This window comes from Gluconobacter cerinus (assembly GCF_025961355.1).
Taxonomy (GTDB): Bacteria; Pseudomonadota; Alphaproteobacteria; order Acetobacterales; family Acetobacteraceae; genus Gluconobacter; species Gluconobacter cerinus.
The window spans coordinates 2,795,100-2,816,088 of the sequence record NZ_JAOQNM010000001.1; the positions used below are offsets into that span (position 1 = coordinate 2,795,100).

Below are 20,989 nucleotides of genomic sequence, written 5' to 3' on the forward strand. Positions count from 1 at the left end.
AGGGCCCTTTCAGAGCTTCAGTCGTCGGCGCATTTCTCTCGCCACAGTGGGGGTGTCGTCAAGCGGCTGGACAGACCATGATGTCAAGGTCGGGTTGAATATGCGGACGCGCCCTGCTTCCTCAAGGGTTTGCACAAACCTGCCAATGCGCGCTGACTTGCCCGGAAGCGGAAGAACCATCACTGGTGCAGTCGTAGCGGCAGCTTCAGAAATCATGGAAACACTGTCTGTAGTCACGGCAATCATATCTGCGCAGGCGAGCATCCCGAAATAAGGATTGTTATCTCCCTGCCCTTCGAGAATGCGGATACCGGCTGGAACAAGCTTTTCCTTCAGCACGGCAAGAGCGGCTGGGTCCGTTCGGCGTGAAGGGGTCAGGACAGCCTGCATTCCATTCCGGTTCACGAAAGCGATCAGTCCTTCTGCCATTTTGACTGCTTCCGCCGCCCCAAGAGAAAAGCGCCCGTTTGTGCCGCCGACCAGAATGGCAAGCAAAGGCCGCTCGTCATGTTTCAGACGATCAGCCCATAAGGCACGGGCATAATCCAGCTTCTGGGGCGTGACGGGGTGCAATGCATTGCGAGAGATCAAAACATTCGGGCCCTTGATGCCGTCATGGCTGTTGGCAACAATAAGATTAAATTTTGTGAGGTCAGTTCGGGGATTTTGAATCTGCACCACGGGCAACCCTTCCCTTTTGGCAACTGCTGCCCCTGCAATGCCTCCCGTCCCACCAATACTAATGATCAGTTTTGTGTCAGGCGCTATGGTGATGGGGGCAATGCGCTTTAAAGGAAACGGCCAGTATCGGGCCGGAAGACGATTCCAGGGTCTGCGGATCAGGACGGGTTGAAAGTCCCAGTCCATTCCTGCTTTCTCCGCGAGACCGGCACCTTGCGCACGCATCCCGGCGAAGTCTTCGGCGATGATCGTGGCCTTCATGGTTGGACTCCGAAAAAAGACGCTATTTCCCGAAACGGAAGAAATTTGGCAAGAAGCGGATATGACGATGCCTGAAACACCTTCCATTTCCAATTCTGACGGTTTTGCCGAGTTTGGACTGATCCCCCCTCTTCTGGCCACGCTGGAGCAGGTTGGGCACAAACGCCCGAGCGCGATCCAGTCCCAGGCCATCCCGCCTCTTCTGGCCGGGCGCGATGTGCTTGTCGCATCCCAGACAGGAAGTGGCAAAACTGCTGCTTTCGTGCTCCCCATGCTGCAGAAGCTGAATGAAGGGGAAGCTGCGCCGGGCCCACGCGCTTTAATTCTTGAACCCACACGGGAACTGGCCGCGCAGACTGCGGCGGTCTGCCGTCAGTTAGGGCGTCGCCTGTCTTTGAAAACGCGTGTGATCTGTGGCGGCACACCACGTGATCAGCAGTTGCGCACGATCCGCGATGGCGTCGACATTATTGTGGCCACGCATGGACGACTGCTGGACCTGGTGATGCAGGGTGAACTGGTTCTGGAGTATTTGTCCTACCTTGTGCTGGATGAGGCTGACCGCCTTCTTGATGAAGACTTCTCCGAAAGCATGACGGCGCTGACACCCTATTTCCCCGATGTGCCGCCGCAAACCGTCTTCTGCTCTGCTACGCTGCCAGAGCCGGTCATGGCTCTGGCCAAGCGTGTAACGCGTGATCCAGTACGCGTGGATGTTGCTGCTGAAACCTTCACGCCTAAGAAAATACGCCAGCGCGCGATGTTTGTGGAAAAAGACGACAAGCCTGAAACTGTCGCACGTATTCTGGAGAGGTTTCCGGGCCGCAGCATGGTCTTTGCCCGCACTAAGGTGAATGTCGATCTGATGGCGAAAGTGCTTCGCCGTCATGACATCAGGGCGGAAACCCTGCACGGTGATCGGACACAGGGCGCACGAAACAAGGCTTTGGATCTGTTTCGACAGGGCCGCGTGCCGGTGTTGGTGACCACGGATATCGCCTCACGCGGGCTGGACATCTCCGATGTTGATCTTGTCATCAACATGGACATGCCGGAAACGCCTGAATCCTATGTTCACCGCATTGGCCGGACGGCTCGTGCGGGCAAGAAGGGCGCTGCGTTTTCTCTCATCAACAGTGATGAGCGTCTGTTCCTGCGCGATATTGAAAAGCACATTGGCTATCGCATTCGTATCGCAACAGAAGACGCACTCGACACTTAAGGGAGATAGCGGTCCAGAATATTTCTCCCCAGTTCCTGCCAGGCCAGTGTGCTGTCAGGAACTGGGAGGATTGGTGGTGGATTCTCCAGAAGGCTGGTGATTGCCTGTGCGATAGCCGCCGGCTCCGGCTCACACAGTACCGCCTGTGAATTGTCAGCGAACTGCTCCGTGAGGCCACCAACATTCGTCGCGACGATATAACGCCCTCCTGCTGCGGCCATTGCGCCTACGCCACTTTGAGAGGCCTCCCGATAGGGAAGCAGCAATACGTCTGCCCAGCCAATCAGCTGTGACAGCTCATTTTCTGGAACCCATCGATTTTCGACCTGAACTCCGCTGATCTTCTGAAGTTCAGCGAGTTCACGGCTATCGGGCCCCTGCCCGATAACGCGACATTCGATAGGAACATCAACCTGCGGGAGTGCCGCAGCCAACAGGTCCAGTCCCTTATAGGGCAAAAGACGTCCAAACATCAGCAGCTTGGGTTTACCCTGATGGCTGAAAGGCGGAGCGGCGTTCGTCCCGATAAATGGTGGATGGGAAAGCGAGAGTATCCTTTTTCCCTGACACGATGCATCGCCTGAAAGTGTTTTGGCGACGTGCTGGCTAAAGGTGACCAGACTGGATGACTGCCTGATCAGAATGCGTTGAAGAAACATCTGTAACGGGTAGCCGTCTCCCGGATGGGCACGGGCATCGTGAATGATCGTGATGACCGGCACCCCGGCCCGCCGCAGAGCGTGCGCCATGAGAACATCAAGTGGCCCTGGCATTGCACAGATGGCGATATCGGGCCTGTTGCTCAGAATGGCCATGAAAAGACGTGTGATAATCACCGGTGCCTGCAGGAATTTGCAGAACAACCCGAACGCAGAGCGATACGTCCTGAATGTCAGGACATTCGCAGGAGCGTGATGGCTATGAAGGATTTCCGCTTGGTCGGAAAGCGAGAGCTGAACACTGGTTCGGGGAAGTGCAGCAAGCCCATTGGCAAGGTCCACTGCGATTCGCGGCCCCGCGCCCCGTTTCCCCCACTGCCAGACAAAAACTTTCCTGGCTTTCACCCCTGAACTCCTGACGCCTGTACCGCTTGCAGAAGGCTCTGGCCGTTCAGCCGATCCTCCACACGCTTCATGGCGGCATTTCCCAGGCGTTCCCGAAGAGCGGGATTATCGGCGGCTTCTTGTAATGCCTGTGCTGCGGATTGAACGTCAGGGTTGGCCCAGCTGGTTTGCGGCATGTCGAGAACGCCCCGTGGGTCACGGGCGGGAGACAGACTGTAGGCGACTGGAAGCCCGCATGAAGTATCCATAAACTCCGCGGTTGCAGACCAGTCCGTGGCGACGACGGAGCGCCCCAGCGCCATGGCTTCAGCCACGACCAGTCCGAACCCTTCGCTCTTGTGAAGGGAAAGAACGATATCAGCGCAAGCCATGAGTGCCAGCGTGTCTTCGCTGCTGTAATGCGCTGTATCGAGACGAATATTATGAGCCCCACCGATCGCTGCCTGAATGGCGGCCATATCGTCTGGGTAGTTTTTTGTATGGCCAATCTTCAGCAGTAAAATCCGGTCAGGACGGATGCCGAACGCCTCACGAAAGGCCCGAATGGTATCGATGGGATTCTTCCGAACCATGCTGGACGCAAGATTAAACGAAACAAGAACAATGAGGGCATCATCTGGCAGGTTGAATGCCGCCCGGTCTTTCTGAGAGGGTTTTTGACCCGCGAGGCCAACAGGGTGTTCCACCACGCGAACCGGGACGTTGAGGGGCGCAATCGCATCAGCGGTAAAGCGGGACGGCACCCAGATTTCATGAACATATCGCCGGGCGTATGTCCATGTTTTTGGAATGATGGGCAATTCCCATGCCCAATAGCCGATCACTTTCCGGCCGTTCCGAAGAGAGTGTGGCATTCTGAGAAGGACAGAGGGGAGCATTGGCGCATTGACGTGAATGACAAGAGGTGCGCCTGCCCCGACTGCATCCCCCTCAAGTCGCCGGGTGTCTATATCCCAGGTCGCACAGGGAATGTTCAGTTTGCGCAGAGCCTTCACCATCAGACGAGCCCCTTCGCCCAGTCCTGAACTGCGGCTCAGTTCTCCAGCCACAATAATGCCGGAAGCACGGGATGGATAAGTCTTGCTGATGCTGGGCGCGACGAGGGCTGTTGCCCATGCAAAAAACCGTCGTCTCGGTTCCTGAGGCAGTTTTTGCCAGATCCTGTGAGCAACAGAAAGATCAGAGTGGCTCACGGCATGTCCTTCAAGGCGTGTTTCGTACGGAGAAAAATCTGTTTCAGTTTAAAATCAGCTGCCGTCACGCCTGCTTCTTTACAACATGTTTCCTGCCTTGAGCATCAGCATCATAAAGCCGTTACAAGCTCTATGGCGACTGGCCAGGAACGTGCTTACACTACAATCCATGACCGATCCACGCACCATTCCTCCCCGGGTAGAGACGATTCTTGCGGCATTGGTCTCGTTTGATACGACCAGCCGCCATTCAAATCTTTCGATTATCGAATGGATCGAAGGCTATCTGGCTGCCCATGATGTCTCTTTTACCCGGTATCCGGGTGGAGATGACGGGAAGTGGAACCTGCATGCCGTTATCGGTCCAGAAAAAGCTGGGGGAATGGCATTCGCCGGGCATGTGGATTGTGTTCCGGTTGACGGTCAGGACTGGTCGTCTGATCCTTTTGTTCTCAGGGAAGAGAACGGCCGCCTCTATGGGCGTGGCGCAGCAGATATGAAGGGCTACGTCGCCTGCATGCTGGCCGCAGTGCCCGATTTCAAGGCCATGGATCTCCCTAAGCCCATCCATCTGCTTTTTACCTGCGACGAAGAAATTACCTGTGATGGTGCACGACACCTGATCGAGGACATAAAGCAGGCGCATTTGCTTCCTGCCCTTTGCATGGTGGGAGAGCCAACCATGATGACGCCGGTGATCGCTCATAAAGGGCGTTTCGCTGTTCGCGTCCGGCTGGTTGGAAAGCCTGGGCATTCCTCTCTGCCTCAAGGCGGAAAAAATGCCTTGCATGCCATGGGGCGAGCCATCGCCATTTGTGCTGATGAAGCTGACCGGCTTTCAATCGAGGGGCGTCGTGTTGACGGGTTTGTGCCGCCTTATACAACCATGCAGGTTGGCCTCGCATCTGGTGGCAGTATCCTCAATATCATTCCTGAGCAGGCCGAATTCGATGTTGAGTGGCGGAATGTTCCCGGCGATGAAGGCTCCGTAGAGTTTGAGAAGTTACGTGAGGCCCTCTCTCCGCTGGATGAAAGTCTGAGAGAGGATAACCCCGGTGGAGGCATCAGCTACCTGTTGTTGGTGGACCTGCCCCCCTTGGCCTTGTCCGCCGACCATCTCCTGACAGAACTGACGTGCCAGATCACCGGCAGCAACACGACGGGAAAAGTGTCTTATGGAACCGAGGCTGGGATCTACCAGCGTGGTGCCATGGAGAGTATTGTCTGTGGGCCGGGAGATATTGCTCAGGCTCATCGTCCGGACGAGTTTATTGCGAAGGAACAGCTTGAGCGCTGTGAAACGGTCATACGGGATTTTGCACGGAGAGTAAGCGGGGCGGCATGAGTTGTAAGGCAGGACAGAGGCACCATCCGATCCGGCTTCGTCAGCCGCGCCTGACTGAAGACCTGCCCGGAAGCGGCCGTCCGCCTTTTCCACTGACCGTTTGTCTTGATCCACCAGATCTTTCGGCTTGGAGTAGTCCCGCATCTGGAGTTCCCGGTGTCATGGTTTTTGACTCCGGTCGAAATGGCCCGGATGTCGTGATTACCGGCATGGTGCATGGGAATGAATATGCTGGTGGCCATGCCCTGGAGAGACTGCGACGTACTACGCCTGTTCCTGCAATAGGACGGGTGACGCTGATTCTTGCCAATCTGAAGGCTTTCGATCGCTTTGATCGCTCCGCTCCGATGGCTTCTCGCTACAAGGATGAGGATCTCAACCGACTTTGGCATCCATCACGTCTGAACAGTGAGGAGCAGTCCAATGAACTGGAGCGCGCACGTGAGCTTCGCCCATTCATCGAGCGTGCGGATCTGTTGCTGGACCTTCACTCGACACTCTGGCCGTCCAATCCGCTTTTCATTGTCCCGCCCAGGCGGCGGTCCAGTGATCTCGCCTGCGCCTTGGCCTCAGAAGCTGGATTGCCGACGCTGGTCCTGACAGATCTTGGGCATCATGGCGGTTCTCGCCTGATTGAACATGCACGCTTTATGGCCGTCGGCGGTACCGGGCGATCCTGTCTGCTGGAAGCCGGGCTACATTGGGAGCCGCAGACTGTTGATGTCATGGAGAAAGTCAGCCGTCGTTTTCTGGCTGAAGCCCTGAATGTGCATCTACAGGGGGTGGCTCAGGATAAAACGCAGCCAGTGAGGCTTGCTGTCGTGACAGATAATGTCACGGCAAAAAGTGCAGAGTTTAGCTTTGTTGAGCCTTGGGTTGGAAACACCTGCATCCCAAGAGCAGGAACTGTGATTGCCCGGGATGGCCACGATGCTATCTGCACGCCCTACGATGACTGTCTGCTTATCGTGCCAAACCTTCGCCCCAAGCAGGGGCAGCTTGCGGTGCGTCTGGCCAGACGCACCGCAGTCCACCTTAACTCTTAGGCAGAGGCGCGATCATAGATCGGGAAGCGACGGCAGAGCGCCTTCACTTCTTCATGGACACGGTTGGTCGTGTCATTGACGTCGCCCTCTTCCAGAGCTGCCGTCAGAACTTCGTCCATCATGCGGGCAATGGTGCGGAACTCTTCTTCGCCGAAACCACGCGCCGTTGCAGCCGGGCTGCCCAGACGAATGCCAGACGTGACGAACGGCTTTTCCGGATCGAACGGAATGGCGTTCTTGTTGGCCGTGATGCCAGCGCGCTCCAGAATTTCTTCCGCAAGCTTGCCCGTCACTTTCTTGGGGCGAAGATCGACCAGCACCAGATGGCTGTCCGTGCCACCCGTCACGATGTCGAAGCCACGTAGCTGAAGTTCATCCGCCAGCGCCTTCGCATTGGCTACAACCCGCTTCTGGTAGTCGCGGAAGTCATCCTTCAGTGCCTCGCCGAAGGCAACGGCCTTGCCAGCGATGACATGCATCAGCGGACCACCCTGAAGGCCTGGGAAGACCGCAGAGTTGATCTTCTTGGCGAGCTCAGCGCTGTTCGTCAGGATGATGCCACCACGGGGGCCACGTAGCGTCTTGTGAGTCGTGGACGTCACGATGTCAGCATACGGTAGCGGGCTTGGATACAGGCCAGCAGCAACCAGACCGGCAAAATGAGCCATGTCCACCATCAGATAAGCGCCAACTTCGTCAGCAATCTTCCGGAAGCGCGGGAAGTCGATCACGCGCGGATAGGCGGAACTGCCTGCGACAATGATCTTCGGCTTATGCTCACGTGCCAGTTCTTCCATCTGATCGTAGTCGATCAGACCATCCTGCGCACGCACGCCATACTGAACGGCGTTGAACCACTTGCCGGAATAGTTCGGAGCTGCACCGTGGGTCAGATGTCCGCCAGCCGCGAGGCTCAGACCCAAAATGGTGTCGCCAGGCTTTGCCATTGCCATGAACGCTGCCTGATTGGCATTGGCGCCGGAATGCGGCTGCACGTTTGCAAATTCTGCACCGAACAGCTTCTTAAGGCGCTCGATGGCGAGGGTTTCAACGCGGTCCACGTCAACGCAGCCACCATAGTAGCGCTTGCCCGGAAGGCCTTCAGCGTACTTGTTGGTCAGAACAGAGCCCTGCGCTTCCATCACGGCAAAAGATGCCATGTTCTCGGACGCGATTAGCTCGATACCATCCTGTTGACGGGTCAGTTCGTCATTCAGAATTGCGGCAACTTCGGCATCAGCCTCTTTTAGAGGCGCGTGGAAAAAAGGATTCAGCGTGGACTGGCTGGCGTGTTCCGACATCGTGGTCCATTCTCCAGGGTGAGTTCGCCCCGTCACTACCGCAGAATGCGCGCGTCGGCAAAAACAATCCGTGTTTCCAACGAGGATCTTTCATGACCAATCCGCTCTGGCGGACCAAGCCTGTGTCTTCCGCTGCGTCTGACAATACAGGCCTGAAACGTGTTCTTGGCCCCTGGCACCTCATCGCACTCGGTGTGGGTGTGACCATCGGTGCCGGCCTGTTCTCCCTGACAGGCGTTGCAGCAGGCCAGAATGCAGGCCCTGCCGTCACGCTGTCCTATCTTATTGCCGCCCTCGCCTGTGGATTTGCCGGCCTCTGTTACGGCGAACTGGCCGGTATGATTCCGTCCGGCGGGTCGGCGTATTCCTATGCCTATGCGTCTATGGGCGAGCTGATCGCCTGGATTATCGGCTGGGATCTTGTGCTGGAATATACGGTGGGTGCGGCCGCTGTGGCCTCAAGCTGGTCGGGCTACGTGTCCTCCTTGCTCTCAGGCTGGGGCATTACGATTGATCCACGGCTTCTGGCGACACCCATGACACCTGTGACACTGGCGGATGGGTCAGTGGTCAGTGCCTGGTTCAATTTTCCGGCTGTTCTGGCTATCTGGGTCGTGACTGCTTTGTTGATGCGTGGTGTCAGCCAGTCCGCTGCGCTGAATAATGTCATCGTGGTGATCAAGCTGGCAGTGATCGCTCTGGTGCTGGTGTTCTGCATCCCGCATATCAAGCTGGCCAATTATCATCCGTATATTCCGCCGAATGACGGCACCTTTGGGCATTTCGGCTTCTCGGGCGTGATGCGGGCCGCAGGAATGGCATTCTTTGCCTATCTGGGATTCGATATCGTCTCCACAACCGCGCAGGACAGCAAAAACCCGGCCCGGGATATTCCGGTCGGCATTATCGGAAGCCTGCTGATCTGTGGCGTTGTTTATGCAGTGTTCTCGGCGGTTCTGACGGGCGTTGTGAACTATAAAGTCATGGCGAATGATCCAAGCCCGGTTGCAACAGCGATTGATGCTGCTGGTGCCCCCTGGCTCGCCAGTCTCGTCAAACTGGGGATTACAGTAGGATACGTTTCTGTCCTGTTTGGGCTTCTTCTAGGTCAGGCGCGTGTATTTCTTGCCATGTCGCATGATGGGCTGCTTCCGAAAGTCTTCGCGAAGCTGAACACGCGCACGCATACACCCTGGACGTCCCACCTTTGCTTTGCCGCCCTGACAAGTGTTCTGACTGCAGTGCTGCCGATTGGTGAGTTGGGCAACATGACCTCTATCGGAACCCTGCTTGCGTTCATCATTGTCTGCGTCGGTGTTCCACTCTTAAGGATGAAGGAGCCTCAGGCCCCACGCCTTTTCCGTGTGCCCGGTGGGCCGATTATTCCGGTTCTGGGCGTGTTGTCCTGCGGTGCGGTCATGGTGTCTTTGGATCTGCTGACCTGGGTTCGGCTGGTGGTATGGCTCGTGATCGGGCTGGCGATTTATTTCTGTTACGGAGTACGTCACAGCCTGCTTTCCAGATAGAAAATATAGGCGCATGATTGGGGGCATGACGAACGCATCATTCCCCCTCTTCCGCCCGCGGCGTAATCGCCACGATGCCTTTACACGTCGGCTGGTTCAGGAAAATCGACTGCACGTCGATGACCTGATCTGGCCGATTTTCGTTTGTGAGGGCGAAAACCAGCGCCAGAAAGTGTCCTCCATGCCCGGTGTTGAGCGCGTCAGCCTCGACAATCTGGTGGAGCATGTCCGCCCGGCTGTTGAACTTGGCATCCCGGCGATTGCCATCTTCCCCATCACGCCAGTCGAACTGCGTGATGCAACCGGCACTGAAGCCCTGAACCCGGACAATCTGATGTGCCGCGCATCACGCGTCATCAAGGAAGCTTTTCCGGAGCTTGGCGTCATTGGTGATGTGGCGCTCGATCCCTACACGGATCATGGCCATGACGGTGTTATCAAGGACGGCCGTATCCTCAATGACGAATCTGTCGAAATCCTGCGTCAGCAGGCGCTCAATCAGGCTCGCGCTGGGAACGACATTATTGCGCCGTCTGACATGATGGATGGTCGTGTGCAGGCAATCCGTGAGACACTTGATGCCAACGGCTTCGAAACTGTCCGCATCATGGCTTATACCGCGAAATACGCTTCTGCTTTCTACGGCCCGTTTCGTGATGCGCTGGGATCAGGTGGCCTTCTGACGGGCGACAAGAAAACCTATCAGATGGACCCGGCCAATTCGGACGAAGCTCTTCGGGAAGTCGAGCAGGATATTCGTGAAGGTGCGGACATGATCATGGTCAAGCCGGGAATGCCCTATCTGGACATTATCCGCCGCATCCGTGACCGTTTCGCTGTGCCGACCTTCGCTTATCAGGTATCCGGTGAGTATGCGATGCTTGCCGGAGCTATCCAGAATGGCTGGCTTGAGCGGGATCGGACCATTATGGAGAGCCTGATTGCTTTCAAGCGGGCCGGTTGTAATGGCATTCTGACGTATTTTGCGATTGATGCAGCCCGCCTTATGAAAGAAGACCGCTGATTAATCGCCGCGCACGAGGCGTTCAGGCTTACTACGGAGGCCTGAACGCAGAAGAAATCGCAAGGCGCCATATGGTGGAGGCAGGGCTGGAAATTCTGGCTCAAAGGCTCAGAACGCCATATGGCGAAATCGATCTTCTGGTTGCGGATGAAAACTGGGTTATCGCTGTCGAGGTAAAAAGCCGTTCCACACTCAGGGATAGCGTGGAAGCCCTTCAGCCTCGTCAGGCTGAGCGGCTGATGACAGCCTTCGAGTATGTTCTTGCGACCAGACCAGACTGGTCACGCCCGAACACGCGTTTTGACGTTATTGCTGTCAATCGTGAGGGGCAGGCGCGACGCATCGTGGATGCGCTACGCCTTACATAATATCAGGTGCGACGGCTGCGGACGTGGCGATGAGCTGTTGTTGCGGCAGCTGCGTGCGGGCGGTAAGCCACGTTACGGATCACAGCGTGATGTCCGCTCCATGCCATTGAGTGGCTTGCGGAGTGGCGAGCAAAGTGAACAACCGGGCGGTGGTAAACCGGGGTAGCTGTCAGCGCATCAAATGTCAGCTTGCTGGCTTCGTAATCAGTGATGGCTGCACGGGCATGAGCCTTTCCGGCCCCCATGCATAGTCCAACGCCCATAATGCCGAGAGCAATTCGGCCAGCCCACTGTCGCGCCATTGATGTGTTTCCATCCCTGTTTTGATGGAACTACCGTATGACGTAATCAGAGGGTTCGACAACCCCGATGGGGAAAGTTTTAGAAAAAATCAAGGTCTTGCCACTTTTGGACACATCATGGCTGAATTGTGGCGTCTGCAAGCCTTGAAAAAGGTTGAATTCCGGCCGTTTCAGCGGCCGGAATTAACGAAATCAGGCATTCGCCGTAGCGATTCCTTTTTCGGTCAGCAGAGTCTCAAGTTCACCGCTCTGGTACATGTCCGTCACGATGTCGCACCCACCAACGAACTCACCTTTGACGTAGAGCTGCGGCACGGTCGGCCACTGTGAGAAATCCTTGATGCCCTGACGAAGCTCAGCGCTTTCAAGAATGTTGCAGGTCTCGAACGGCACGCCAAGGTGGTTCAGGATCTGCACAACGCGTGCAGAGAAGCCGCACTGCGGGAAGAGTTTGTCACCCTTCATGAACAGCATGACCGGGTTTGCGTCGATCAGGTTCTGGATATGCTGGAACACGGTCTCAGACATTGGTTTTTCCTTTTGTCGGCATCAGGGAGAGGCAATGCCCTCCCTGGCTGTCAGCAGTCACTTCAGAAGGGAATGATTCCCCCTGAGTTCAAGGGGTCAGGGTTTTGAGAGCCATTGCATGCAGCTCAGTACCCATGCGGGTTCCGAAGGCATCATAAACCAGTTTGTGCTGGCGTACACGAGAAAGCCCTTCGAATGCCGTGCTGACCACGGTGCAGGCGTAGTGATCGCCGTCCCCGGCCAGATCCTGAATTGTGATCTGGGCATCGGGAATGGCGGCGAGGATGGTCCGTTCGATTTCGGATGCTGTCATCGGCATGTGTCAGGCGTCCTCACCCATGAATTTCGGGAAGAATGCTGCGTTGATGTCGCGCAGTCTGCTGGCTTTTAGTGCAATACCATCCGCAAGCTTCAGTTCCTTGCCGCCGGAATGACCCAGCTTACGGGCGGGGACATGAGCTTTTTCGGCTGCGGCAAGAAGGACCTGAGCGCTTTTGGTCGCCACAACATAGCACGCCTGATCTTCACCGAACCAGAAAGCATGCAGTGGCATGTTGGATGGTGGTGCATTCAACACGCATCCAACATCTCCAGCCATGACCATCTCAGCCAGTGTCACAAGAAGACCGCCATCTGCAATATCGTGGCAGGCTGCGACCAACCCGGCTTCAATCTGTCCGCGCACAAAGTCACCGTTCCGGCGCTCTGCAACAAGATCAACATGAGGTGGAGCACCGTCCTCGCGATGGCAAATCTCACGGAGCCACAAGGACTGACCGAGTTCACCACGGATTTCACCAATCAGAACCAGATCATGATCTGCAGGCATGGACAGTCCGATGGACCGCGATGCATCTGCAAGAACACCCAGAGCGCCGATCGCCGGTGTCGGGAGAATAGCCTGGGCCAGACCTGATGGTGAACGTGTCTCGTTGTACAATGAGACATTGCCGCTCACGACTGGGAAATCCAGTGCGCGGCACGCTTCACCCATGCCTTTGATGGCTTGAGCAAACTGAGCCATGATTTCTGGGCGTTCCGGATTGCCGAAATTCAGGTTGTCCGTCACGGCCAAAGGCTTCGCACCTGTTGCCGTAATGTTGCGCCATGCTTCGGCAACAGCCTGTGCTGCTCCGGTTTTCGGATCAGCCTGACAGTAACGCGGGGTGCAGTCTGTCGTCAGGGCGAGGCCCAGACGCGTTCCTTCCACGCGCACAATGGCAGCATCTGCCGCACCTGGGCGACGCGCCGTATTGCCGCCGACGGATGCATCGTACTGGTTCCAGATCCATGCGCGGGACGCCAGATCAGGGCAGCCGATCAATGTCAGTAGAGCATGCTCAATCCCTACCGGGTCTGCAGGTGGCTGGATGTGCCGTGGGGCCTCCAGCGGAACAGTCGGGCGATTGTAGATCGGAGCTTCATCGGCCAGCGGTGCCAGCGGAATATCCGCTTCGACCTGTCCGTTGTGCTTGATTGTGATGCGGCCACTATCTGTCAGCTGCCCGACGATAGCGAAATCCAGTTCCCACTTTTCGAAGATGGCCCGGGCCTGCTCGGTGCTCTCAGGCTTGAGAACCATGAGCATACGCTCCTGGCTTTCAGACAGCATCATTTCGTAGGCTGACATGCCGGGTTCGCGCTGCGGGACAGAATCAAGGTCAAGCTCAATTCCGACGCCACCCTTCCCTGCCATTTCAACGGCGGAAGATGTCAGGCCAGCAGCACCCATGTCCTGAATGGCGACGATCGCATCGGTGGCCATCAGTTCGAGGCACGCCTCGATCAGCAGCTTCTCGATGAACGGGTCGCCAACCTGCACGGTCGGACGCTTGGAGGCGGCCTCATCGTCGAACTCGGCGGAAGACATGGTGGCACCATGAATACCGTCTCGACCGGTTTTGGAGCCAACATAAACAACCGGATTTCCAATGCCTGCAGCAGCAGAAAGGAAGATCTTGTCCTGCTTGGCAACACCGACTGTCATCGCGTTGACGAGCGGATTGCCGTCATAGGCCTTGTGGAAGTTGACTTCCCCGCCGACCGTCGGAACGCCGACGCAGTTGCCGTATCCACCTACGCCGCGAACAACACCATCGACGATACGGCGCGTTCCCGGATTTTTGGGGTCACCGAAGCGCAGGGCATTCAGGTTGGCGACCGGACGCGCGCCCATGGTGAACACGTCACGCAGGATACCGCCCACGCCTGTCGCTGCGCCCTGATAAGGCTCGATGAAGGACGGATGGTTGTGGCTTTCCATCTTGAAGACGGCAGCCAGCCCCTCGCCGATATCAACAACACCCGCATTTTCGCCCGGTCCATGAATGACCCATGGAGCCTTGGTTGGCAGCGTCTTGAGATGGATGCGGGAGGATTTGTAAGAACAGTGCTCGGACCACATGACCGAGAAAATGCCAAGCTCCGTAAAGCTGGGCGTGCGGCCCATGATGTTCAGAAGCTTGTCATATTCCGCAGGTGTCAGGCCGAACGACTGGGCCAGTTTGGCGTCGATTGTAACACTCATCCGACGAGAGCCTCCACCAGGCCTTTGAAGAGCGGCACGCCGTCAGTCGCGCCGATTTCCGGGTCAGTCAGGTTTTCAGGGTGCGGCATCAGGCCACACACACGGCCATTTTCACTCAGGATACCAGCAATAGAGCGCGCGCTGCCGTTGGGATTGGAGTGGCGATTGCCCTCTGAGACCTGTCCATCAGCAGCACAATAGCGGAATGCGACCCGGCCCTCTCCTTCGAGACGCTCAAGCGTTTCAGGTGAGGCCGTGTAGTTGCCATCGCCATGCGCAAGCGGTGCACGGAAAATGTCGCCGCTCTTCCATCCTTGCGTGAATGCCGACGTGGCATTTTCAACTTTCAGGTGGCAGTCCTGCGACAGAAAGCGCAGGCCAGCGTTGCGAAGCAGTGCGCCTGGCAGAAGATGCGTTTCCGTCAGGATCTGAAAACCGTTACAGACACCGAGAACATGGCCACCCTTCTCAGCGAAAGCTTTGACTTCGCGCATGATCGGAGAATGAGCAGCCATGGCACCACTGCGCAGATAATCCCCGAAGCTGAAACCCCCTGGCAGAACCACAAGATCCAGATCACCAAGGGATGTGTCCCGGTGCCAGATCATCTTCGGGGTCTGGCCGGAAACCAGCTTCAGGGCGTGCACCATGTCGCGCTCCCGGTTCGTGCCAGGAAATACGACGATACCTGCCTTCATTTCTGAGCCTCCGGAGCCGTATGGCAGGGGTAAGCGTCATGCAGGGCACGGTAAACGGCCTTGCCGCCCGACTGCGTCAACGCATCATTATGAGCGTGCAGCCAGGAAATCAGCTTGCCGCGGACCTGCGTTGTCGTTTCGCTGACCGGAACACAAAACGCGACAGGCGCGCCAGCGTCATCGGCGTAGCTGTCGTATTTCTTGGACCAGACTTCGCTGTCCATGACGCCTGCGAGATACGCGTCACAGAGAGCAGTGGACTTGCTGGCCGAGCACATGTTGCCCAGAGCTTTTCCGGAGACCTTGGAAACGCGCTGTGCATGAGCAGGAGCCGCAGTTACGGTCAAGAGACCAGCAGCCAGAAGAACAGCGGAGAAGAGCTTCATGCCGCCACCTCGACGCTGAAGTCTTCAATGACTTCGTTAGCCAGAAGAGCGCGGGCCATGGCCTCACCTTTGGCAAGAGCTGCAGCATTGTCCTGCGCTGCAACGTCCAGTTCGATCACGCGGTTAACGCGGACTTCACCAACACCTTTGAAACCCAGAGACTCAAGAGCATGGCCGACGGCTTTGCCCTGCGGGTCAAGAACACCATCTTTCAGAGAAACGAAAACGCGGATTTTCATTATACTGCCTCCGGACCCTTGAGGTCTCCATTACTGGCTTCGGGCAGGATCCCGAGACGCCGTGCAACTTCCTGATAAGCTTCTTCGACGCGGCCCATGTCCCTGCGGAACCGGTCCTTGTCCATTTTCTCGCTGGTCTTGCTGTCCCACAGGCGGCAGTTATCGGGAGAGATTTCGTCAGCGACGATAATCCGCATCTCCTCGCCTTCCCAGAGACGGCCGAATTCCAGCTTGAAATCAATGAGGGTGATGCCAACGCCCATGAAGATGCCCATCAGGAAATCATTGGTCCTGAGAGCCAGCGTATTCATGTCGTCCAGATCCTGTGGTGAGGCCCAGTCGAACGCGGCAATATGTTCTTCAGAGACCATCGGGTCCCCAAGAGTGTCGTTCTTGTAGTAATATTCGATGATCGTGCGCGGCAGACGGGTTCCTTCAGGGATGCCAAGGCGCTTGGCGATCGAGCCCGCCGCAACATTGCGGACCACCACTTCGAGCGGAATGATCTCGACTTCGCGGATCAGCTGCTCACGCATGTTGAGACGGCGAATGAAGTGCGTTGGGATGTTGATGTCGTGCAACTTCATCATCAGGTATTCGCTGATGCGGTTGTTCAGAACACCCTTCCCTGTGATCACGCCACTTTTGGCGCCGTTTCCGGCGGTGGCGTCATCCTTGAAATACTGCACGAGCGTTCCGGGCTCGGGCCCTTCGAAAAGAACCTTGGCTTTGCCTTCATAGAGCTGGCGGCGGCGGGCCATGAGCAATCCTTACTGCGTTGCGCCGTCCCGTTTGTCAGGGATGCGGAAACGGCTGGTCCAGCGACGGTTTTTCGGTTCCATAGCATTGCGGAACCGGAACCGCGAGAGTGCGGGAAAACTATTCCCGCCCCCGTTTGTCCAGATTAACCGAAAATGCGGTTAAAGATGCGATCAACCTGGCTGAGATGCTGCGCCGGATCGAAGGCCCGGTCTAGAACTTCCGCACTGACACGGCCGGCAACTTCCGGATCTGCTTCAAGATTCTCGCGGAACGTGCGGAAGTCAGGATGGCCCAGCTTCGTCCATGTCTCCATGGCGTTGCGCTGGACGATCCGGTAGGCGTCCTCGCGGGAAATACCAGCGCGGGCCAGAACCAGCAGCACTTCACCGGAATGAACAACGCCACCAAGGCTTTCCATGTTGGCGATCATCTGGTCCGGATAGACCATCAGCTTTTCCATCATGCCAGCCAGACGCATCAGAGCGAAATCAAGCCCGATCGTGGCGTCAGGGCAGATGTTCCGCTCCACGGCCGAGTGGCTGATGTCACGTTCGTGCCAGAGGGCAACGTTTTCCAGTGCAGGCGTAACATGGGAGCGAATCAGGCGGGCAAGGCCTGTCAGATTTTCGGATAGCACCGGATTCCGCTTGTGCGGCATCGCGGAGCTGCCTTTCTGTCCCTTATGGAAGAACTCTTCCGCTTCGCGCACTTCCGAACGCTGCAAGTGGCGAACTTCAACAGCCAGACGTTCAATACCGCTGGCAATCACACCCAGGGTGCAGAAAAATGCTGCGTGGCGGTCACGTGGGATGACCTGCGTTGAGACGCTTTCGGCAACAAGTCCCAGCTTGTCGGCAACGTATTCTTCAACGGCCGGGTCAATATGAGCATACGTACCGACCGCACCGGAAATGGCACAAACAGCGATTTCTTTGCGGGCCTGAAGCAGACGCTCTTTGTTGCGCGCGAATTCTGCATAATGGCCAGCCAGTTTTAGGCCGAAGCTGGTCGGTTCCGCATGAATGGCGTGGCTGCGGCCGATCGTCACGGTCAGCTTGTGCTCGTATGCGCGCGTCTTGAGAGCAGCGAGAACGCGCTCCAGATCTTCAAGAAGAAGGTCGGAAGCCTGTGTCAGCTGAACGGACAGGCATGTGTCCAGCACATCCGAAGACGTCATGCCGAGATGAACGAAACGGCTATCGGGGCCAACTTTTTCTGCCAGCCATGTCAGGAACGCAATCACGTCATGGCGCGTTTCCGCCTCGATCTCGTCAATCCGGGCCAGGTCAGCGTCGGAGAATGCGGCCATTGCGGCATCCCCCTTTTCGCGGATCGTTTTGGCTGATTCGGCAGGGATTGCGCCCTGTTCCGCCATGGCTTCACAGGCCAGGGCTTCAATTTCGAACCAGATACGGTAACGGTTGGCGGGCGACCAGATTGCGGTCATCTGGGGGCGGCTATAACGCGGAACCATGAGAACTCCGGAGGCGAGTGGGGCTTTACGGAGGCTGCTTAGACCAAATACGAGGATATTGCACGGACCCCTTTTGGAAGAATGACAACCTTGCTCCCTGATACTTTCGTTCACGGCCTGTTTGCGCTGGCGCAGGTCACCCTCATTGATATCACGCTCGCGGGAGACAACGCTGTTGTCATCGGGATGGCGGTTCGTAGCCTTCAGGGGCGACAGAGGCGTCTGGCCATTCTGATCGGCACGGCGTTTGCGGCCGTCCTGCGAATTGGGCTGGCACTGGTTGCAGCCCGTCTTCTGGCTATTGTGGGCCTGACGCTTGCAGGCGGCTGTCTGCTGCTCTGGGTCTGCTGGAAAATGTATCGGGAACTCCGGCACAGTGATACGGACGTTGAGGTTGACGCTCCTTCCCGTCTTGGGCCGGCCATTCTCAAGATTGTCATTGCCGATCTTTCCATGAGTCTGGACAATGTCCTTGCTGTCGCAGGTGCTGCTGTTGGTCATCCATGGATTCTCATGGGCGGTCTTGCATTCTCTGTGTTGCTGATGGGCGTTGCCGCGTCGTTCATTGCCGGGCTTCTGGCCCGTTACAGTTGGATCGCATGGTGTGGTCTGTTTGTCGTTCTGGGTGTGGCGATTGAGCTTATCATCCGCGGCGGAGGAGAAATCTGGCATCATGTTGTGCTGCCGAACTGATCGACCACTTCTGCTGGCTGCTGCCTTGTTTCTCGGGGCGGCAGCTCCTTTGCCCTCTACACCCTCGGTTCAGGACCGATTGGCTCAGTGGCTGTCACTTGTCGCGCCTTCAGCCACAGACCGACCTGCGGACGACTATGCCGCCTTTCTTCTGCAGACCCCGGTCTGGCCGCAACGCGCCAAAATTCTATGGCGATATCAGAATGCCCTTACGCATACATCTGATCCTGACGCGTTAAACCGGCTTTGCCCGGCTCTTCCCCTGACACTCGTCTCGGCGTTCCTGAACTGTCAGGATCATCTCCCCAGTGCAGTGAATGAAGTGCGCAGGCTTTGGGTCTCTGGTGCGGGAACTGCTCAGGAAGAAGGTGCTCTTCTGGCGCGATATGCCACTGTCTTCAGTGCGGATGATCAGTGGCAGCGTTATGCGACTCTTGAGGCCAAGGGTCAGCTTTCGGCGGCGGGACGTCAAATCTCCCGCCTGCCGCCCGAGCGTCAGGCCCTTGCACGCGCGAGACTCGCTGAACGATCCGTCTCCCCTGATGCCAACAGCGCATTTGATGCTTTATCTCCTGTGGAGCGTGCAGATCCCATTTTAATCCGCTATCGCTTGCGGGCTCTCCGGCGCGGAGACCGCCTGGATGAAGCTTTGGCGCTCTGGAATGATGCGGGTTCACGCCTGCAAGCTGCGGCCCCTTCTCATGAATGGTCCAGTGAAAGAGCAAGTCTGGCTCGCGCCCTGCTCCTCGCAGGTCGTGTGCAGGACGCTTATGCCCTGGCGCAGGACACAACACTGCCGCTCACCGAAATCGACCGTCAGGAAGCGCAAAATCTCTCGGGCTTTATTGCTCTTCGACTCTTGAACACTCCCGACCAAGCGGAGGAATTTTTCAGGCCGCTCCAGCATGCTTCCTCGCTCGCGATGCAGGCTCGAGGCTGGTACTGGACTGCGCGCGCCCGCCAGGCCGCAGGGCATTCAGGAGACGCGCAGAACGCATTTGAGCATGCGACACGTTTTCCCACGACGTTCCATGGCCAGCTTGCTCAGGCGGCTCTTTCCGGGGAGCAGTCTTTTATTTTGGCCGGGGCGACGTCTCAGGAATTCAGTAGTGCGCTCCAGCAAAGCTTGCACTCTCTTCCGTCGGTGGCATCAGGAGACTTGCAGCGACAGGATCTCGTCGAGGCTGCCACCGACCTGATGCAGTCAGGAGATCAGGAGCACGCTAAAGACTTCCTCCTGCTTCTTCTGATCGCTAATCCGACGCCGCAAGGCCAGAAAGCTGTGGCAGACCTTGGCTCACGCCTTAATGTTCCTGCCGCCGAAGTCTTTGCCGCTCATGCCTTGTCACGAAAAGGCGTTGCCCTTTATCCGCAGGGTTTCCCTAATCCATGGCCGGAAGCATCGACTGTTCCAGATGGTTTGCTTCCAGCCGTCATCAGGCAGGAAAGCGGATTCGATTCTGCTGCGATCAGTGGGGCTCATGCCATAGGGCTGCTTCAGATCTTACCCGGGGCTGCGACGGATGTTGTGAGGCGCGCCCATCTGGGGGGCATGAATGTCTCCGCAGCGGCCCTGCTGGATCCTCAGACCAATCTGATCGTCGGGAATGCTTACGTATCCCAGTTGCTCGCGCGCTTTGATAACGTCATTCCCTATGCCTTGGCTGCTTATAATGCCGGGCCGCATCGGGTGGATCTGTGGCTCAAAGCAAATCCACCTGCCGATCCTTTATCTGAAGATGGCATTCTAGATTGGATCGAGCGTCTCCCTTATCGGGAAACGCGAATGTACATCGAAAATATCGAAGCTAACATGATGGTTTATCGAGTGAGCGCTTCCAATGTCGGAAACTGATTTTCGATCACTTTGTGAACAAGTGCTCTCGCATCTGGCGGCAAGTAACCTGCGCCTTGTGACTGTGGAAAGTTGCACGGGCGGGATGATTTGCGCAGCCCTCACCGATATTGCAGGATCGTCCAGCGTGATTGAAGGCGGCCTTGTGACCTATTCCAATGCCCTGAAAAGCAGCGCTGCTGGCGTTCCGGCAGACACTCTTGTTCGATACGGCGCAGTCAGTGAAGAGACGGCACGAGCCATGGCGGAGGGCGCACTGTGGCATGCTGCGGATGCGACAATAGCGGTTTCTGTCACGGGAATAGCAGGACCAGACGGCGGAAGTGCTGAGAAACCCGTGGGAAGTGTTTGCTTCGGGCTGGCTGTTTTTCCAGGAAAGGCAATTTCAGAGCGACATGTTTTTTCGGGAGATCGAGCTGCAGTCAGAAAGGCTACGGTAAGACATGCTCTTGAAATGATTTTGAAGGCCTGAACAAAAAAAGCCCCCACCGATC

The 20,989-nt window shown here is 56.9% G+C and carries 22 protein-coding genes; 9 read left to right on the forward strand and 13 right to left on the reverse strand.

The window, feature by feature from the left end; genetic code table 11:
- Window positions 1-9: 9 nt before the first annotated feature.
- A complete protein-coding gene (locus M2305_RS13070; protein WP_264649592.1) occupies window positions 10-942 on the reverse strand; it encodes a mitochondrial fission ELM1 family protein in 933 nt (310 codons plus the stop codon).
- Between M2305_RS13070 and M2305_RS13075 the strand changes: the two genes are divergently transcribed.
- Complete coding sequence (locus M2305_RS13075) at window positions 926-2,164, forward strand: DEAD/DEAH box helicase (protein ID WP_211502603.1); 1,239 nt, start codon at window positions 926-928, stop codon at window positions 2,162-2,164. The genes M2305_RS13070 and M2305_RS13075 overlap by 17 nt on opposite strands.
- On the opposite strand, the gene M2305_RS13080 is transcribed toward M2305_RS13075, so the two are convergent.
- Together M2305_RS13080 and M2305_RS13085 are read right to left on the reverse strand one after the other, a co-directional pair.
- A complete protein-coding gene (locus tag M2305_RS13080) occupies window positions 2,161-3,228 on the reverse strand; it encodes a glycosyltransferase family 4 protein (RefSeq protein ID WP_264649593.1) in 1,068 nt (355 codons plus the stop codon). The two genes, M2305_RS13075 and M2305_RS13080, sit on opposite strands and share 4 nt — an antisense overlap.
- On the reverse strand, window positions 3,225-4,421 hold the full coding sequence (locus M2305_RS13085; RefSeq protein WP_264649594.1) for a glycosyltransferase family 4 protein: 1,197 nt from the start codon (window positions 4,419-4,421) through the stop codon (window positions 3,225-3,227). The genes M2305_RS13080 and M2305_RS13085 overlap by 4 nt, the downstream gene beginning before the upstream one ends.
- Before the next feature lie 169 nt (window positions 4,422-4,590).
- Between M2305_RS13085 and argE the strand changes: the two genes are divergently transcribed.
- Together argE and M2305_RS13095 are read left to right on the forward strand one after the other, a co-directional pair.
- Window positions 4,591-5,766, forward strand: coding sequence for an acetylornithine deacetylase (gene argE / locus M2305_RS13090; protein WP_211511409.1), 1,176 nt, complete (start codon window positions 4,591-4,593; stop codon window positions 5,764-5,766).
- Window positions 5,763-6,812 (forward strand): M14 family metallopeptidase, encoded by a 1,050-nt coding sequence (locus tag M2305_RS13095; protein ID WP_264649595.1) that lies wholly within the window; start codon window positions 5,763-5,765, stop codon window positions 6,810-6,812. The genes argE and M2305_RS13095 overlap by 4 nt, the downstream gene beginning before the upstream one ends.
- On the opposite strand, the gene glyA is transcribed toward M2305_RS13095, so the two are convergent.
- Window positions 6,809-8,113: a serine hydroxymethyltransferase gene (gene glyA, locus M2305_RS13100; RefSeq protein ID WP_046901634.1), complete on the reverse strand. Its 1,305-nt coding sequence runs from the start codon at window positions 8,111-8,113 to the stop codon at window positions 6,809-6,811. The two genes, M2305_RS13095 and glyA, sit on opposite strands and share 4 nt — an antisense overlap.
- Window positions 8,114-8,205: 92 nt before the next feature.
- On the opposite strand from glyA, the gene M2305_RS13105 reads away from it, so the two are divergent.
- The 3 genes from M2305_RS13105 to M2305_RS13115 are packed head-to-tail and all read left to right on the forward strand — an operon-like array spanning window position 8,206 to window position 11,031.
- Window positions 8,206-9,639: an APC family permease gene (locus M2305_RS13105; RefSeq protein WP_264649596.1), complete on the forward strand. Its 1,434-nt coding sequence runs from the start codon at window positions 8,206-8,208 to the stop codon at window positions 9,637-9,639.
- Window positions 9,640-9,664: 25 nt separating this feature from the next.
- Entirely contained in the window at window positions 9,665-10,663 is a 999-nt protein-coding gene (hemB, locus tag M2305_RS13110) for a porphobilinogen synthase (protein ID WP_264649597.1), read from the forward strand.
- Between the two features lie 56 nt (window positions 10,664-10,719).
- Window positions 10,720-11,031, forward strand: a complete 312-nt coding sequence (locus M2305_RS13115; RefSeq protein ID WP_264649973.1) for a YraN family protein — start codon at window positions 10,720-10,722, stop codon at window positions 11,029-11,031.
- A 2-nt stretch (window positions 11,032-11,033) separates the two neighbouring features.
- Here M2305_RS13115 and M2305_RS13120 read toward each other — a convergent pair whose 3' ends face one another.
- From M2305_RS13120 to purB, 9 genes are all read right to left on the reverse strand, one after another.
- Complete coding sequence (locus M2305_RS13120; RefSeq protein WP_046901637.1) at window positions 11,034-11,333, reverse strand: hypothetical protein; 300 nt, start codon at window positions 11,331-11,333, stop codon at window positions 11,034-11,036.
- A 192-nt stretch (window positions 11,334-11,525) separates the two neighbouring features.
- Window positions 11,526-11,861 carry a Grx4 family monothiol glutaredoxin gene (gene grxD / locus M2305_RS13125; protein WP_046901638.1) on the reverse strand — a complete coding sequence of 112 codons (336 nt, stop codon included), beginning with the start codon at window positions 11,859-11,861 and terminating at the stop codon, window positions 11,526-11,528.
- Window positions 11,862-11,949: 88 nt separating this feature from the next.
- Window positions 11,950-12,180, reverse strand: coding sequence for a BolA family protein (locus M2305_RS13130; RefSeq protein ID WP_046901639.1), 231 nt, complete (start codon window positions 12,178-12,180; stop codon window positions 11,950-11,952).
- Between the two features lie 3 nt (window positions 12,181-12,183).
- Window positions 12,184-14,388 carry a phosphoribosylformylglycinamidine synthase subunit PurL gene (gene purL / locus M2305_RS13135; RefSeq protein ID WP_264649598.1) on the reverse strand — a complete coding sequence of 735 codons (2,205 nt, stop codon included), beginning with the start codon at window positions 14,386-14,388 and terminating at the stop codon, window positions 12,184-12,186.
- A complete protein-coding gene (purQ, locus tag M2305_RS13140; protein ID WP_064272888.1) occupies window positions 14,385-15,086 on the reverse strand; it encodes a phosphoribosylformylglycinamidine synthase subunit PurQ in 702 nt (233 codons plus the stop codon). The genes purL and purQ overlap by 4 nt, the downstream gene beginning before the upstream one ends.
- On the reverse strand, window positions 15,083-15,472 hold the full coding sequence (locus M2305_RS13145) for a Rap1a/Tai family immunity protein (RefSeq protein ID WP_264649599.1): 390 nt from the start codon (window positions 15,470-15,472) through the stop codon (window positions 15,083-15,085). Before M2305_RS13145 ends, purQ begins: the two co-directional genes overlap by 4 nt.
- On the reverse strand, window positions 15,469-15,711 hold the full coding sequence (purS, locus tag M2305_RS13150) for a phosphoribosylformylglycinamidine synthase subunit PurS (protein WP_264649600.1): 243 nt from the start codon (window positions 15,709-15,711) through the stop codon (window positions 15,469-15,471). The genes M2305_RS13145 and purS overlap by 4 nt, the downstream gene beginning before the upstream one ends.
- Window positions 15,711-16,472, reverse strand: coding sequence for a phosphoribosylaminoimidazolesuccinocarboxamide synthase (gene purC, locus M2305_RS13155; protein WP_046901644.1), 762 nt, complete (start codon window positions 16,470-16,472; stop codon window positions 15,711-15,713). The genes purS and purC overlap by 1 nt, the downstream gene beginning before the upstream one ends.
- A 143-nt stretch (window positions 16,473-16,615) precedes the next feature.
- Window positions 16,616-17,947, reverse strand: coding sequence for an adenylosuccinate lyase (purB, locus tag M2305_RS13160; protein WP_099212634.1), 1,332 nt, complete (start codon window positions 17,945-17,947; stop codon window positions 16,616-16,618).
- 81 nt (window positions 17,948-18,028) lie between these two features.
- Between purB and M2305_RS13165 the strand changes: the two genes are divergently transcribed.
- Genes M2305_RS13165 through M2305_RS13175 form a run of 3 tightly spaced genes read left to right on the forward strand, consistent with a single transcriptional unit; the run spans window position 18,029 to window position 20,967 of the window.
- On the forward strand, window positions 18,029-18,640 hold the full coding sequence (locus M2305_RS13165; RefSeq protein WP_064272890.1) for a YjbE family putative metal transport protein: 612 nt from the start codon (window positions 18,029-18,031) through the stop codon (window positions 18,638-18,640).
- On the forward strand, window positions 18,621-20,495 hold the full coding sequence (locus M2305_RS13170; protein WP_264649601.1) for a lytic transglycosylase domain-containing protein: 1,875 nt from the start codon (window positions 18,621-18,623) through the stop codon (window positions 20,493-20,495). The genes M2305_RS13165 and M2305_RS13170 overlap by 20 nt, the downstream gene beginning before the upstream one ends.
- A complete protein-coding gene (locus M2305_RS13175; RefSeq protein WP_264649602.1) occupies window positions 20,482-20,967 on the forward strand; it encodes a CinA family protein in 486 nt (161 codons plus the stop codon). The genes M2305_RS13170 and M2305_RS13175 overlap by 14 nt, the downstream gene beginning before the upstream one ends.
- Window positions 20,968-20,989 lie beyond the last annotated feature (22 nt).

Coding starts and splice junctions, on each gene's coding strand:
- purC (WP_046901644.1), bottom strand. CDS start 16,472: ATGGCCCGCCGCCGCCAGCTCTATGAAGGCAAAGCCAAGGTTCTTTTC.
- hemB (WP_264649597.1), top strand. CDS start 9,665: ATGACGAACGCATCATTCCCCCTCTTCCGCCCGCGGCGTAATCGCCAC.
- M2305_RS13145 (WP_264649599.1), bottom strand. CDS start 15,472: ATGAAGCTCTTCTCCGCTGTTCTTCTGGCTGCTGGTCTCTTGACCGTA.
- purQ (WP_064272888.1), bottom strand. CDS start 15,086: ATGAAGGCAGGTATCGTCGTATTTCCTGGCACGAACCGGGAGCGCGAC.
- M2305_RS13070 (WP_264649592.1), bottom strand. CDS start 942: ATGAAGGCCACGATCATCGCCGAAGACTTCGCCGGGATGCGTGCGCAA.
- M2305_RS13105 (WP_264649596.1), top strand. CDS start 8,206: ATGACCAATCCGCTCTGGCGGACCAAGCCTGTGTCTTCCGCTGCGTCT.
- purL (WP_264649598.1), bottom strand. CDS start 14,388: ATGAGTGTTACAATCGACGCCAAACTGGCCCAGTCGTTCGGCCTGACA.
- grxD (WP_046901638.1), bottom strand. CDS start 11,861: ATGTCTGAGACCGTGTTCCAGCATATCCAGAACCTGATCGACGCAAAC.
- M2305_RS13095 (WP_264649595.1), top strand. CDS start 5,763: ATGAGTTGTAAGGCAGGACAGAGGCACCATCCGATCCGGCTTCGTCAG.
- M2305_RS13165 (WP_064272890.1), top strand. CDS start 18,029: ATGACAACCTTGCTCCCTGATACTTTCGTTCACGGCCTGTTTGCGCTG.
- purB (WP_099212634.1), bottom strand. CDS start 17,947: ATGGTTCCGCGTTATAGCCGCCCCCAGATGACCGCAATCTGGTCGCCC.
- argE (WP_211511409.1), top strand. CDS start 4,591: ATGACCGATCCACGCACCATTCCTCCCCGGGTAGAGACGATTCTTGCG.
- M2305_RS13170 (WP_264649601.1), top strand. CDS start 18,621: ATGTTGTGCTGCCGAACTGATCGACCACTTCTGCTGGCTGCTGCCTTG.
- M2305_RS13130 (WP_046901639.1), bottom strand. CDS start 12,180: ATGCCGATGACAGCATCCGAAATCGAACGGACCATCCTCGCCGCCATT.
- purS (WP_264649600.1), bottom strand. CDS start 15,711: ATGAAAATCCGCGTTTTCGTTTCTCTGAAAGATGGTGTTCTTGACCCG.
- M2305_RS13075 (WP_211502603.1), top strand. CDS start 926: ATGATCGTGGCCTTCATGGTTGGACTCCGAAAAAAGACGCTATTTCCC.
- M2305_RS13120 (WP_046901637.1), bottom strand. CDS start 11,333: ATGGCGCGACAGTGGGCTGGCCGAATTGCTCTCGGCATTATGGGCGTT.
- M2305_RS13175 (WP_264649602.1), top strand. CDS start 20,482: ATGTCGGAAACTGATTTTCGATCACTTTGTGAACAAGTGCTCTCGCAT.
- glyA (WP_046901634.1), bottom strand. CDS start 8,113: ATGTCGGAACACGCCAGCCAGTCCACGCTGAATCCTTTTTTCCACGCG.